The sequence below is a fragment of the Bacillus sp. SH5-2 genome, from assembly GCF_008368905.1.
Taxonomy (GTDB): Bacteria; Bacillota; Bacilli; order Bacillales; family Bacillaceae_G; genus Bacillus_A; species Bacillus_A luti.
The window spans coordinates 12,003-25,952 of sequence record NZ_QOSD01000009.1 but is presented as its reverse complement, the minus strand read 5'-3'; the positions used below and the strand labels follow the sequence as shown (position 1 = coordinate 25,952).

The 13,950-nt window shown below is 33.9% G+C and carries 13 protein-coding genes and 2 pseudogenes; 7 read left to right on the top strand and 8 right to left on the bottom strand.

Going from position 1 to position 13,950, the window contains the following annotated elements:
* Positions 1 to 179: 179 nt before the first annotated feature.
* From DN410_RS07730 to exsG, 3 genes are all read right to left on the bottom strand, one after another.
* Complete coding sequence (locus DN410_RS07730; protein ID WP_370456784.1) at positions 180 to 1,733, bottom strand: esterase/lipase family protein; 1,554 nt, start codon at positions 1,731 to 1,733, stop codon at positions 180 to 182.
* A 280-nt stretch (positions 1,734 to 2,013) separates the two neighbouring features.
* Positions 2,014 to 2,223, bottom strand: coding sequence for a hypothetical protein (locus DN410_RS07725; RefSeq protein WP_149176055.1), 210 nt, complete (start codon positions 2,221 to 2,223; stop codon positions 2,014 to 2,016).
* Positions 2,224 to 2,438: 215 nt separating this feature from the next.
* Entirely contained in the window at positions 2,439 to 2,591 is a 153-nt protein-coding gene (gene exsG / locus DN410_RS07720) for an exosporium protein ExsG (RefSeq protein ID WP_076537190.1), read from the bottom strand.
* A gap of 208 nt (positions 2,592 to 2,799) precedes the next feature.
* Here exsG and DN410_RS07715 point away from each other — a divergent pair, with 208 nt between their 5' ends.
* Positions 2,800 to 3,708 (top strand): excalibur calcium-binding domain-containing protein, encoded by a 909-nt coding sequence (locus DN410_RS07715; protein WP_149176054.1) that lies wholly within the window; start codon positions 2,800 to 2,802, stop codon positions 3,706 to 3,708.
* Positions 3,709 to 3,877: 169 nt separating this feature from the next.
* On the opposite strand, the pseudogene DN410_RS07710 reads toward DN410_RS07715, so the two are convergent.
* The 4 genes and pseudogenes from DN410_RS07710 to DN410_RS07700 form a co-directional block, all read right to left on the bottom strand.
* A pseudogene (locus tag DN410_RS07710) lies at positions 3,878 to 4,299 on the bottom strand (STAS/SEC14 domain-containing protein).
* Positions 4,300 to 4,468: 169 nt separating this feature from the next.
* Positions 4,469 to 4,606, bottom strand: coding sequence for a hypothetical protein (locus tag DN410_RS28160; RefSeq protein ID WP_218947467.1), 138 nt, complete (start codon positions 4,604 to 4,606; stop codon positions 4,469 to 4,471).
* A complete protein-coding gene (locus DN410_RS07705; RefSeq protein ID WP_149176052.1) occupies positions 4,603 to 5,520 on the bottom strand; it encodes an AEC family transporter in 918 nt (305 codons plus the stop codon). Before DN410_RS07705 ends, DN410_RS28160 begins: the two co-directional genes overlap by 4 nt.
* An 85-nt stretch (positions 5,521 to 5,605) precedes the next feature.
* A pseudogene (locus DN410_RS07700) lies at positions 5,606 to 6,348 on the bottom strand (amidohydrolase family protein).
* 464 nt (positions 6,349 to 6,812) lie between these two features.
* Here DN410_RS07700 and DN410_RS07695 point away from each other — a divergent pair.
* The 3 genes from DN410_RS07695 to DN410_RS07685 are packed head-to-tail and all read left to right on the top strand — an operon-like array spanning position 6,813 to position 11,214.
* Complete coding sequence (locus tag DN410_RS07695) at positions 6,813 to 7,775, top strand: AAA family ATPase (protein WP_149176051.1); 963 nt, start codon at positions 6,813 to 6,815, stop codon at positions 7,773 to 7,775.
* Positions 7,775 to 8,989, top strand: a complete 1,215-nt coding sequence (locus tag DN410_RS07690) for a DUF58 domain-containing protein (RefSeq protein WP_149176050.1) — start codon at positions 7,775 to 7,777, stop codon at positions 8,987 to 8,989. Before DN410_RS07695 ends, DN410_RS07690 begins: the two co-directional genes overlap by 1 nt.
* The gene (locus tag DN410_RS07685; protein ID WP_149176049.1) at positions 8,986 to 11,214 is read left to right on the top strand and encodes a transglutaminase TgpA family protein; all 2,229 of its coding nucleotides are present in this window, start codon (positions 8,986 to 8,988) and stop codon (positions 11,212 to 11,214) included. The genes DN410_RS07690 and DN410_RS07685 overlap by 4 nt, the downstream gene beginning before the upstream one ends.
* A gap of 83 nt (positions 11,215 to 11,297) precedes the next feature.
* Here the strand turns inward: DN410_RS07685 and bsaA are convergent, their stop codons facing one another.
* Positions 11,298 to 11,780 carry a glutathione peroxidase gene (bsaA, locus tag DN410_RS07680; RefSeq protein WP_088230439.1) on the bottom strand — a complete coding sequence of 161 codons (483 nt, stop codon included), beginning with the start codon at positions 11,778 to 11,780 and terminating at the stop codon, positions 11,298 to 11,300.
* Between the two features lie 223 nt (positions 11,781 to 12,003).
* On the opposite strand from bsaA, the gene DN410_RS07675 reads away from it, so the two are divergent.
* From DN410_RS07675 to DN410_RS07665, 3 genes are all read left to right on the top strand, one after another.
* On the top strand, positions 12,004 to 12,213 hold the full coding sequence (locus DN410_RS07675) for a DUF3925 domain-containing protein (protein ID WP_000844994.1): 210 nt from the start codon (positions 12,004 to 12,006) through the stop codon (positions 12,211 to 12,213).
* Between the two features lie 96 nt (positions 12,214 to 12,309).
* A complete protein-coding gene (locus DN410_RS07670; protein ID WP_149176048.1) occupies positions 12,310 to 13,281 on the top strand; it encodes an MBL fold metallo-hydrolase in 972 nt (323 codons plus the stop codon).
* Positions 13,282 to 13,366: 85 nt separating this feature from the next.
* Positions 13,367 to 13,801 carry a hypothetical protein gene (locus DN410_RS07665; protein ID WP_149176047.1) on the top strand — a complete coding sequence of 145 codons (435 nt, stop codon included), beginning with the start codon at positions 13,367 to 13,369 and terminating at the stop codon, positions 13,799 to 13,801.
* Positions 13,802 to 13,950: the final 149 nt, after the last annotated feature.

The following is a 13,950-nucleotide window of genomic DNA, read 5'->3' as shown; positions in this document are numbered from 1 at the left end:
AGATGCTATTTCAGCATCTTTTTTTTATTGAATAATGTTCTTTTGATTCCCATCATCTCCTTCATAGAACATAAATTTTCATCGTACTTTTCTGTTAATTTAATAAACATGAAAAAAGTACCGAACCCTTCTCCTACAAAAGTTCGGTACTTTTTATATTAAAAACGTCCCATTCTTTTTTACTTCTCCACATAAACCGACTTAACAATTGTACGGTTATATGGTTGTCCTTCTTTATTCAACCCTTTTATATCCATCGTAACGTTATATACTCCTGGTTGTTTTATGTCCTTCAAAGCACCAGTAAATGTATTATTATTAACATTTTGTATTTCATTAAATTCAGAGACTAGTTTGCCTTCTTTATTCACGACTCTTACGGTTATGGAAAGGTCCCCTTTCATTTCAGGTGCCACAGGTGATTTTTTTAATTTATACTCAGATTTATTCGCTTTAACTTTTGTAGGCATTTGAAGAACAAATGGCGCGTCACTATTATAATCGCTTATAACAAAATATGCATCTTTCGACTGCTTCGCCATCATTTTAACTTTCCATTCTCCTACATCCATTTTATTAAATTTAAATGTTCTAATTGTCGCCCCACCAAAGAAAGATTCACCTTCGCCAGTAGTTATAACGCTATCCTTATTTGTATACATTTTTCCTTTTGGAGATATCATTTGCACGTCTACTTCAGAAGAAGCTGTTAATATTGAAACTATCCCTTCAGCCTTTTGATCAACCGTAACAGTTTGTTCAATCCACTGATTTTGTGGCAATTCTCCTCCTAAAATATTTTGATTTGAAGTTGTATTTAATTGTTCGATATTTTCATTTGAACTAGCGCTAGACACTAATGTTGGCATAGTTACACTTGCTGTACGTAAATATGGTTCAATTCGTGAGAAAACGGCTGACCCTTTTCGTATATTGTCATGATCAAACTTTGAATCTGTAAATAAATGCGTTCCATATGGTAACTTAGCACTCCACTCATTTACTAACCCATCATTCGAACCGTACGATGACAAATACAAACCGCCCATAGATAATGCAGAAAATACTGGCCCCCAGCTTGTACCAGTAGCTGTATAATAACGGTTTAATTTAACTGCAGGATTATTATCTATTGTAGAACGAAATTTTGCCATTTCTCCTATTTGTAATGAGTACGTACCATCATCTTTTTGACCTAATATAGAAGCAAGCCACCCTGCCCACCAGCTATATGATAAATCTGCTAAATTTGATCCGTGATGTGGCGTCGCAAGCGTAATAACATTTCCAACAAATCGATTCGCTCCATACCCAACTAATGCAGCTTGTGTATCGATACCACCTTTACTATGCGCTACAATATTAACTTTTTTACCGAAATGATTATATATTTCTTCAAGTTTTTGTGCTAACAATTTTCCGTTGTCCCACTGACTAGCCGAGCCTTTCCCCGCAGCATCATATAATTGTATAAATACGGTTTGATAACCTGCTTTCAAAGCGTAGTCATACATATCATTTATATCGTGATATACTGTCTTTCCATACCAACTATCCGCATTACCATTCCTTCCTTGGACAAAAAGGATTGGAGGCTTACTCTCATCATAATTAATTGGCTTTTGACCTAAAAACCATTCTCCAGGTGTAAATACTTCTTGATCAGGAAATCCTGTTTTAAGCTCTTTTACTCCCTCAGCCTCTACTTTCGTACTAACAACCAATGGAGCCATAATAATAAATGCGAGAAATAGTATCATACACCTTTTCAAAATCCTCATTAACATTCCCCCTTTTTTGAAAGGAAGCACTATTTTCATTCTAGTTATTTATTTCTAGCTTTCTTTTGCATATACAATAAATAGTAACTGCCCTTTCTTATAAATCGTTATTCTCGCAACATTTACTCATTCCTTTTCTTAATAAGCGCATTAAAAATTTCTCAATACAGTTCTAACAAAAAAGCTGCGTATAAAAGGTCTTGTTCATAACCTTTTATACGCAGCTTCTTTATTATAAATCAATGATATACTCATTATCATATTTATCGTATTGGAGCCCTGACCCTATTTTTGATTCCGTAACTTGATCTCTTAAAAACGGTGCAGCTTCCATTTTGCTAGTTGCAATTTCAATTCCATATTTTTTCGTTAAATGGGCTAATTCCATTAAAAACCACTCTCTTCGCAATACAACTGGAATATCAAATGTTCGTCTTTTCATATATAATAGCACCTCTTTTATTTTCATAACTTAAAAGAATTTCACTCCATACATTTCTTAAAACTAGCGTTCATCAATAACGGCAAATGAAACATTATAGTATATGCATGTCCCTTTTAAACGTGCTATTACAAAAATAATATTTGAGTTAACATAATATAATTATGTATAAGTAGAAAGGGCTTGTCCTCCCCTTTCTACTATAGGGATTTAAATTAAGAACATCTTGGTACACCAAAAGCTAAAAACAATGCTGCAACTCCCGCTGTAATCGGTACTTTTAACGTAATAACATCGTCCACCTTCGTTACTAAAAAGTACGCATTACCTTCTTGTAATACACAATTTACTAACAATTGAAATTCCATTCAGCTCTCCTCCTCTCAATCGATATACTATACTTTATGAATATCCTTTCAAAAAGTAATAGGAATTATATCTATTTTTCTTTATATACAGAATAAATGTTTATTAGTCTATTAAAAATATTAATTTTCTGAATTTATATAAAACGTGTAATATCCAATAAGTCCCTATATAATCAATAGTAAAAATCTTACAAATAGAGGTATGAAAATGGCTATTTTGAGTAATATTGGTGTAGCTTTATTTTTAATTGCTATCATTCTTTTAATCTTATGTATCATTTCATTCTTTAAGAAAAATGGAAAAGCAAAACAATATGGGCGTCCTACAGTTATTCTTTTTATGATTTCAATCATGTTAATAATGACCGGCACAACAAACTCGGAACACCCAGTCGCCGAGTTTGTTTCTACTTTAAGTTTCATTCTATTTATTTTCTTCCTTGTTCTTGCAATATTATCTGTTATTAAGAAAACAGGTGTAGCAAAAAAACAATTTATCATTACAGCTGTTTTATTTGTCCTGTTTGTTACGTTCTCAAGTATTTCAGCTCCTTCTTCTGAAAAAACAGCAGCAACTAGCCAAAAAGTTGCCTCAAACAATGAAGAACAAAAAAATAGCGAAAAGAAAAAAGAACTAGAAAAGAAAGAAGCAGAAGAAAAAACTCGTAAGCAAGAAGACGAAAGACGTCAAGCCGAGGAACTAGCTCGTAAGCAAGAAGATGAGAAACGTCAAGCTGAGGAATTAGCTCGTAAGCAAGAAGATAAGAAACGTCTGGCTGATGAACAGGCTCGTAAACAGCAAGAAGAACAGCAGCGTCTGGCTGATGAACAGGCTCGTAAACAACAAGAGGAACAAAAGCGTCTGGCTGATGAACAGGCTCGTAAACAACAAGAGGAACAAAAGCGTCTGGCTGATGAACTAGCTCGTAAACAACAAGAAGAACAGCAAAAAGCACAGCAAGCTCAAACACAACCAACTGCAAATAACAATAGGAATGTAACTTACAAAAATTGTACTGAAGTAAAAAATGCTGGAAAAGCTCCATTATATAGAGATCAACCAGGTTATAGCTCTAAACTTGATCGTGATGGCGATGGAGTTGCATGTGAAAAATAGTAATTACCTTTGGACAAACGTTTTTTAGAAGCGTTTGTCCTTTTAGTTTTGATTCCTTTTTTTGAAATTCCACAGGCAATCTGCAAAGAAAATGAATGGTGTTGGCAACTTGTAAACAAGTAAATTTTATGGCATGTGCAACATTACGAACAACTCGTTCAATTCAATTTTATATTGGGTATTCATTCAACCAAATTAGTGCTTGTTCATAATCATCGAAAAATTTCACAGATTCTTTTGCATTGGATTGTTGCAAATAGTTCAGTATCTCCCCTTCTTCAAGAAGAAATGCAATCGCCTTACTATGATTCAAAATGGTTTCATTGAAGAACTTATCTTTCCATACTTTTTGAACAGAAAAATGATTTGGCGTGTATCCCTTTCTATCTACCAATAATTTGTATTTCCGCCCCTCAGAAATAAATTGCTGACAAACCTGCTCAAATTCATTAAACCATTCATACACGTCCTCTGTTTTAATCTGGCCAATTAGATGGGTAACAATTAAATCTCCAGAAACTGTTGTGCTGATATTCTTTTTACTCAACTTGGAATCATCCCCTTAGTTACAATTATGCGGAAAAACCGCATAAAATCAATAAAGATAAAATTCTTACTTGAAACTTCCACGCCATCGCTATCTACCTAAGCTCATGTAACTTCAATTATAAGCGGGATTGTGTCTTTTTTCGCAAGTCTATATGTAGATGCTTTAAAGATTTGCATACGAAATAACCCCTAATGAGTTTCCTTTTTTGAATTAAACCGCTTGATTATCAGACATGGTACAATTGTAAACGACACCTAATATATCAAAGACTGTTTTCTTCTCATATCGATGGGATTTCCATCCATCATTTACCGCCTCAAATCTATTCGTTTTTGCACGTATATTCAAAACAAAATATATGACAAATAAATAACGACAGTTACTGTAACAATGCTGAAAAGTGTTGAAAATAAAACGATTTGTGCATGTAATTCAGGCTCTATTTGATACTCCATAGCAATGGTTGATGTATTTCTTGAAGTAGGAAAAGAACTTGCAATAAATAATGATTGTGCAACAATACCATCAATGTTTAGTAGGTATATCATGGCAAGTGCTAATAATGGTCCCATCAGTAACCTTCCAATTAAAGCCCATGTTATGACTCGATGGAAAAAATTAAGCTTAATGTTGGATAATTGTGCCCCTAGCAATATGAGTGCTATTGCAACAAAACCATTCGCAAGCTGATTAAGAGGTAGCAAGATAGAATTAGGTATTTGAATTCTAAAAGATTGAAAGAGAACCCCTAATACGAGCGCATGAAATACAGGTAGTCTTAGAAATGATTGAATAATACCTCCGATTGTTTTTGTTGCTGATAGTAAGTTATATATCCCATACGAATAAGTTAAAAGATTCTGGAAAATCACAATGAAAATCTGAATAGAAACCCCCACTGGATTGTGACTGAAAATCAATTGACTTACTGGTAATCCATAATTACCGGAATTCATTAACGAAATGCTATTTTTTAGAGCTGCACTTTCTCCCTTTTCTAACTTTAATGTTTTTGAAATGAAATGACTTACTATCATCAGACTCAGACTATAAAGCATTAAATAATATATTATCTGAAGCAACAAACCTGTTTCTATACGAATATCATATATATTCACAAATACAGCCGCTGGCATCAAGCAATAAGTAATAAGTGTAGATAACTGCTTTAAGTTAAATTGGAACTTTCTTTGTAAGATTGCACCAATTAGCATCAATATTAATATTGGTAATATTACGTCTAATATAATAAAAACAAACATTTAAAACCTCATTCTAAATATATTTTAGTTGGATTAAACGCTTTACTAAATATGGACACATTTAATTCAAATGTAGCCTCTGACGCTACCCAAAATACCATTTAAAAGCATTCGTATACAGGATGTTATCGGTAGCTTGTTCATCAAATAGCTGTTGAATCAATTTGATATCTCCATACTCAAAAGGTCTTTTTGCTCTTGTAGATGGTAAATCTGTTCCAAACATAAGTGCATCTGGGTTAACTTCATAAATCGAATTTAAGACATTCTCAACATCTAATTCGACACGACCAAAACCAATAGCTTTCACATGTACCCCTTTATCAACTATTTTTAATAAATGTGGTAAACCTTCTTCTGATAACCCTAAATGGTCAATTGATATAGCTGGTAACTTTTCTATAGTGGATGCAATTTCGGGCAACTCTATTGCATCAATATAAAGCTCACTATGACATCCTACTAAATCATGAACTCTTCTAGCAAAGTAATCCAGCTTCGATAAATCTTCTGAACCACCTCTTTTAATATTAAAGCGTAATGCTTTTATCCCATTTTCATTTAAATTTAGTATTTCTTCGTCCGTCACTGTAAAAGGTAATTGTGTTATGCCACAAAATGTTGAACCCAATTGTCTTATTGCCTTTAATAAATATTCTTGATCAAATCCTTGGAAAGAACCAGATACAATTGCTCCACCAATTACATTCAAATCAGGAGTTTCATTCTGATAATCTTCTACAACAAAGTTGGGCGGAAACCACCTTAATTCTAAATAACAAGAAAATTAAAATCGATAATATGAAAATGTTTATCAAAAAATCTCATTTCCCTTCCTTCTCTTTTCTTTAACATATCAAATATGACTCATAAAGAAAATTATGGATTATTTATACAAATTCATAATTTTATCTTATCGACCTAAACTGTATTCTTTAGTTTAAATGTACTATTTCACAATATCTATTAGCCTTACTAAAGAATCTGGGCCTAAAAAATATGAGGATTTTTCTTCCACTGTTCCCATGCTTCAAAAATCTTTTTATTTCTGTATATAAGGATTTTTTAATTTAACAATGCTATTTTATCAAGACATATTTCATATAAAACTAGAAATCATTATTTACCGTATTGCCCTTAGTTACGGAAACAATTATACTAGATATAATCGGAATAAATAATCTGAATATTCTTAGAATTAAAGATGAAATCTTTCCTGTCCGCAATTAGAGTGATACATTCTATTTCCACTAAATAGATTAGAAAATGATATTAAAATTAGGAGGATTACGATGCCCCAGCTTGATTCATTACATCCCATTATAGAAAAAATAATCAACAATATTGAAAAATTAATAGTCGGAAAACGAAAAGAAACGCTCTTAGCCTTAACAGCTCTCTTAGCTGAAGGTCATGTACTATTAGAAGATGTTCCCGGTGTCGGGAAAACGATGCTAGTACGTGCTCTTTCTAAATCCATTGATGCTGATTACAAGCGAATTCAATTCACACCTGATTTACTACCGTCAGATGTAACAGGTGTTTCTATTTATAATCCGAAAGAGCTCCAATTTGAGTTCAAGCCTGGACCAATTATGGCGAATTTTGTACTTGCTGATGAAATTAATCGTACATCGCCAAAAACACAATCTGCCTTACTTGAAAGTATGGAAGAAGGCAATATCACAATAGATGGTATTACAAGACCGCTACCAAAACCGTTCTTTGTAATGGCTACACAAAATCCGGTCGAATATGAGGGAACATATCCTTTACCAGAAGCTCAGCTTGATCGTTTCTTGTTGAAGCTAAAAATGGGATATCCTACACCAGAAGAAGAATTTGAAATTTTAAACCGGATGGAAAAAACAAGCCCACTCTCCCATTTAAAAGCTATTACTACAATTGAAGAATTACTTTATCTACAACAAAGTGTACGGGAAGTAAGCATGGACAAAGGGATTAAGCATTACATTGTAAAGCTTGTTAATCAGACTCGTTCTTATAGTTCTATACAGCTAGGTGCAAGTCCACGCGGCTCAATTGCGTTAATGAAAGCTTCACAGGCTTATGCATTCATCCATGGCAGAAATTATGTTATTCCAGACGATGTTAAATTTTTAGCTCCTTACGTTTTAGCTCACAGACTCATTCTAAAAATGGAGGCAAAATTTGAAGGAATAACAGGAGAACAAGTTATCGCAAAAATCGTTGCACGAACTGCCGTGCCGAATCAAAGGACGATGAACCTTTGATGAAACGACTACTACGAGTACTCTATCACGTTACCAAGTTATTACTAATCCCTTTATGCCTATTCTTAACATTTGTGTACGCTATGCTTCAAGGAGGATTTGTAAGTTGGTTTTTGTTTTACAGTACGATTCCTATTGGCCTTTACTCACTACTACTCCCCTTCTACGCTTTACGAGATGCTGAAGTAAAACGAATAACAAACCAAAACGAGTATGTAGCAGGAGAAGCATTTTTAAGCACGATTACAATAAAAAGAAAATTTCCTTTTCCCTTACTTTATTTAGTTATAGAAGATGAACTACCACCACAATTTACAAGTTGTAGACAAACAAAAATGAATAAAGTAATACTCTTTCCAGGATTCAAACGAAATATTTCGTTTCAATATGTTATTGAGACAATCCCTAGAGGAGAACACACTTTTTCAAGCGTACGTGTCAAAACTGGCGATCTATTCGGCACAATGGAGAAAGAAGTAACTTTTTCAGCTCCAGATACATTTTTAGTCTATCCTCAGTATGTAGATATAACGTATCGACAATTGGAAAATCATTTCGAACAAGGAGCGCTTTCAGCAAATATAAATTTAGCCAAAAACTCTACAGTCTCTGTCGGTGTTAGAGACTATAAACCTGGTGACCGCTTTTCATGGATTGATTGGAAAGCAACTGCACGAACAAACAATATTATGACGAAAGAGTTTGAACAACAGCGCAGCCATAATATCATGATATTCATGGACAGAACTGAGTCCCCTCTATTCGAATCAGTCGTAACGTTTACTGCCTCTATTGTGAGGTCTGTCTTAAAGCAAAATTCAACAGCGTCATTTGTGTCTGTCGGAAAAGAACGAACTATTTTCCCTTTAGACAATGGAGATATGCAGTTGCAACAAATCTTTTTTCATTTAGCGAAAGTACAAGCAGACAGTGTATTCCCGCTCTCCCAGAGTGTAGAAATGGAATTAAGAAAAATGTATCAGCCCGTAACGATTATACTCGTGACAAGCGACCTTTCACCCGATATTCAAAAGGCGGCTGAATGTGCTGCTATAAAAAATAGAAAGTTAATGGTGTTTGTCGTGAAAGAAAAAGCGAACCAACTCTCTTATCGAGAACTAAGTATACTAGAAACTCTACAAAAACGAAAAATATTTGTAAACGTGGTTTATGAAAACCAGTATACAAACGTGTTTTTTGAGGTGAGCAAATGATAACATTACAAACAAAATACAAACGGGATATGAACAGATTCTTCATGCATGTATGTGTATTTCTTCTTTTACTAGAATGGTTAAGACCCCTTATAGGTATTACAAACGTAGGTAGATTAGATATTTTTGTACTATTTATTGGACTTTGCTCCACTCTCTCTTTTCTTCAAACAAGGTGGCAGATTCTAATAAAGATCGTCACGATTTTATTCATCATTCATTCCTTATATTATAAAAAATCTTTTATAAATCCATCTTGGCTAACAACATTTTTTTCTGATATGTCTCGAAATTTCTCCCTATTTTTTCAGGGGAATTTACTAGATATTTCGCCAGTTTTTCCAACAGTTTTATTTTTTCTATCATTTTGGTTGTTCAGTTCTTTCACCTCTTTTTGGATAATTCATAAAAAGCGTGGATTGTTATTTCTTGTATTAACTATTATTTATATCGTAACTTTTCATAACTTACATTTATACAATGCAAACTACGCTATTATTCGTACGGTTGTCATCGGCTTTTTTATGCTTAGTCTTCTTCAAATTGAACGAATAAAAGAGATGGAACACTTACAAAATTATGCTAGAGAAATCTCAAAATTACTTAAACCTCTTACACTATTTATTGTATTGTCAGCAACCATCGCATACTTCGCTCCAAAATTTGGCCCTCAATGGCTAAACCCAATGGATTTTTTAAGATTCAACACTTCCGAAACAAGTAAAGAAGAAGAAGTTTCTACAGTTGGGTATGGTTTAGATGACTCGCAATTAGGTGGTCCCTTTAAGGCAGATAATACAATTGTTTTTACAGCACAAACGCAAAATAAACAATATTGGAGAGTAGAAACGAAAGATTTTTATACAGGAAAAGGCTGGGAAGTTTCTGAGAATCCGAAGAAGGTTTCTTTTAAAAATAAAAACGACGTCGTGAGCTGGTACGAACAAAATACAAAAACAGAGACAACCGAAGCAACAATCACTATGCAAAAAAGTACTCCTCACCTTACCTATCCAACGGGATTGGTATCAGTTGAGGCTTCTTCTGATGTATCATACAGCGTTGACCCATTTTCAGAAAAAATCTATACGATGCACGGAGGCTCTTCTACTACTTTAAATTCGTATAAAGTAACATATGAGATCCCGGAGTTTCCCATAGAAAACCTGAAAGCTGTAAAAACGAATGAAGGGCATGAAACAAGTTCTTATTTCATGGCAAAGTACACACAACTTCCCGAATCGTTACCACAGCGAGTAAAAGACTTGGCTGCCAATCTTACAAATGATAAAGACAACCGGTATGATAAAGTATTAGCTATTGAAAAGTACTTCACAGACAACTCTTTTGTATACGAAACAACGAATGTCTTATTTCCTGCCAAAAACCAAGATTATGTAGATCAATTCCTTTTCGATACGAAAAGCGGCTACTGTAATAATTTTTCGACGTCTATGATTGTACTACTTCGCTCTGCTGGGATTCCTGCTCGCTGGGTAAAAGGATTTACAGAAGGAACTCCCCAGAATACAATTACCAGTGCTGAAGATGCAAATGTTTATAAAATCGCGAACAATAACGCACACTCTTGGGTCGAAGTATATTTTCCAGGATACGGCTGGATTCCATTCGAGCCAACAAAAGGATTTACAAATCCCTATAATTTCACAAATAATACTCCTGCTCCTGCTTCACAAAATAGCGAAGAAACTAATTCTCAAAACGCGCAAATGCAAGAGCGGAATAATGAAGCAAAACTCAAAAGTTTAATAGAAAATACAGAGGAAGCCTCTACTAAAAAGATTACAAATTCTAAAACTAGTTTTTCTTGGTGGTACGTATTCCTCACTATGATACCGGTTAGTATTATTGGATACATTCTCTTCATTACTAGAATGAAATGGATTACTTTTTTTATTATTCATTTCTATAAATACCGAAAAGATGATGCTGTTTATCCAAAAGCTTACGGTGCACTTTTAAAACAATTTGCGAGAATTGGCATACCACGAGGTGAAAGTCAAACATTCCGAGAATACGCACTCCACATCGATACACTTTACAACTCGGCCGATATGCAACAACTTACTTTCAGTTATGAGAACGCGATGTATCAAAAGGGGCAGGCCGCAGTCGAATGGAAGAAATCCGTACACTTATGGGAAGTGCTTATGAAAAAAGCAGCTTCTCCGCCTAAATCAAATGATTTCAATACAGTGATTTAATCTTGATAATGTGAGTTGAAAGAAAACGCCTCAAAGAACTACATTGTTCTTTGAGGCGTTTTTTAATAAAGTGAAACTTCTAGTTATTCCCCAAGTACCTTTTCAATTTCAACCTCTAAATCCACCGGCTTCGTCTGTGGCGCAAAACGCCCTACTACTTTCCCGTCTTTTCCAATTAAAAACTTCGTAAAGTTCCATTTTACTGCTTTCATACCGAGTAAGCCTGGTGCTTGTTCTGTCATGTATGTATATAGTGGGTGAGCCTTATCACCTTTCACATCAATCTTTGCAAACATCGGGAAATTTACACCATAGTTTAACTCACAAAAACTAGTAATATCTGCTTCTGTTCCTGGTTCTTGCCCTCCGAATTGGTTACAAGGGAAACCGAGTATTTCTAGTCCTTGATCTTTATATTTATCATATACTTCTTGTAATCCTTTATATTGCGGTGTAAAACCACACTTGCTAGCTACATTTACAATAAGAAGTGCTTTTCCTTCGTAATCTTTTAACGATTTTTCTTCACCTGTAATTGTTTTAGCTGAAAAATCATAAATTGTCATTGTTCCTGCCCCTCTCTACACTATCATTCTATGTTTATACTATACTACATTCGTGAATATACGGCTCTTATTACGTATTTATACGCTAAAATGATAGCCTTTATTTCTGTTCAAAAATTCGACACAAATTACTAGACTTTTATGATGGAAAGTTTTACAATTAAAATGTGAACAAAATGTGACAGTTTATATTCCATTATAAAAGAAAAGGATGGTGTTCATTATGAAAACTGCACAACGTGAAACGATTTCAAATCGCGAGTTTTATTTCGTACTATATATGATGTTATTGTATGTTACTGGTTGGGTAATCGATGTGAACGGCTTATTTTTAAGCTCCTACTTTAATTTAGCAGGAGAGATTATGCTTCCAATCGTTGGTGGCATTGTTGGACTGTTCGTTATGTCTATCAATAAAGAACAAACGAAATAACAACATTACAAAAAGGCAGAAGACGAGCTTTCGTTTTCTGCCTTTCTTCTTTTTTAGCGTATAATAGAAACATGTAGTATATAAGGAGTGGTAAATATGAAAAAAGTAGAGCAACTATCTTCTCACCTATATCTTATTGATGATTTCGATTTACAACATAATGAACGAACAGGTACGTATGTTTTATTAGGTGACGATATTACTTTGATTGAAACTTGTGCAGCCCCTTCTCTTCCGTATATTTTAGACGGCTTACAACAATTACATATTGACTTAAACGATGTAAAAAACATTATCGTTACACATGTACATTTAGATCATGCTGGGGCAGCTGGTTTAATGATGGAAAAGTGCCCAAATGCTACTTTATATGTACATTCTCGCGGTGCTCGTCATATGATTGATCCAACAAAACTCATTGTAGGCGCTAAAGCTGTGTACAAAGAAGATTTCGATAAACTTTTTGATCCAATTCTTCCTATAGAAGAAGAACGTGTTCATATTGTACAAAATGGTGATACGTTAAAAATTGCAGAAGACCGCACCCTTACATTTTATGATACACCGGGACATGCAAAACACCATATTAGCATTCACGATTCATTAACAAACGGCATTTTTACTGGCGATACAATTGGAATTTATTATAGAGAACTTGCAGATCTTAATGTAGAGTTATATCTACCGTCAACGTCTCCTTCACAATTTCAGCCAGATGCGATGATTGCTTCTAAAAATCACATTCAAAGTATGAATGTAGACACTATTTATTTCGGTCATTACGGCGCTTCATCAAATGTTACAGAAGTATATAACCAGCTTGAACATTGGTTACCTATTTTCGTCCATACTGGTAAAGAGATCTTTGAACAGTATAATGACTTCGATGAAGCGACTAAGGCTTTACAAACTGTATTAATGGATAACATCTCTTCTCACCTTACAAAATTAAACGTCCCATCCGATCATTCCGTTTATAACATTTTACATCTAGATATAGAAATTAGCGCGATGGGCATTATTGATTATTTCACGAAGCAAGAAAGCTCGAACTCCACTATTAAATAACAGTAAAAGAAGAGACATACAACAGTAGTTATTGTATATCTCTTCTTTTTTTGAATATATTTTGAGTAAAGGATGGTGGAATGCAATGCAAAAAGTGATACTATACCTCTGCTTTACATTATTTATCGTCTTATTATTATTTGTCGGAGTGAAAATTCAATTTTATTTAGATACAGACGCGCAAGTGAACTTTAACGTTTACCCAAGGCTATTCTTCTATACACTCTTTCCTCTTGTAGTTGGCATTTTATTACGATTCCTTCAATCCATTAATCGTGAAACGAGTAAACAAAACTGGAGCTTTCAGCCGGATAAATTTATTGCGATTACAGTTCCTACAATATTAATTTCCTTTTCCCCAGCACTACTCTTTTCACCAGTTGGCAAATACCTACCTTATTTAACTAATATTATTCTTATAAATACAACTTTTGTTACGATAATTAGTTTAATAGCTGGTTATTCACTTTTAGATTGTTTTATACAAAAGGATACTGCAAATATGAAAAAATATAATTGATGACCAATTTTTTTATAGTAGTTGGTTACGGCGCTTTATTTAAAAGTACATTATTACTTGTAAGAGTCGGCATACATGCAGTAAGGAAATTTAATGAATAGCAAAAACGAGTATGAAATCACTTAGATTTTTTACTCGTTTTTATTATT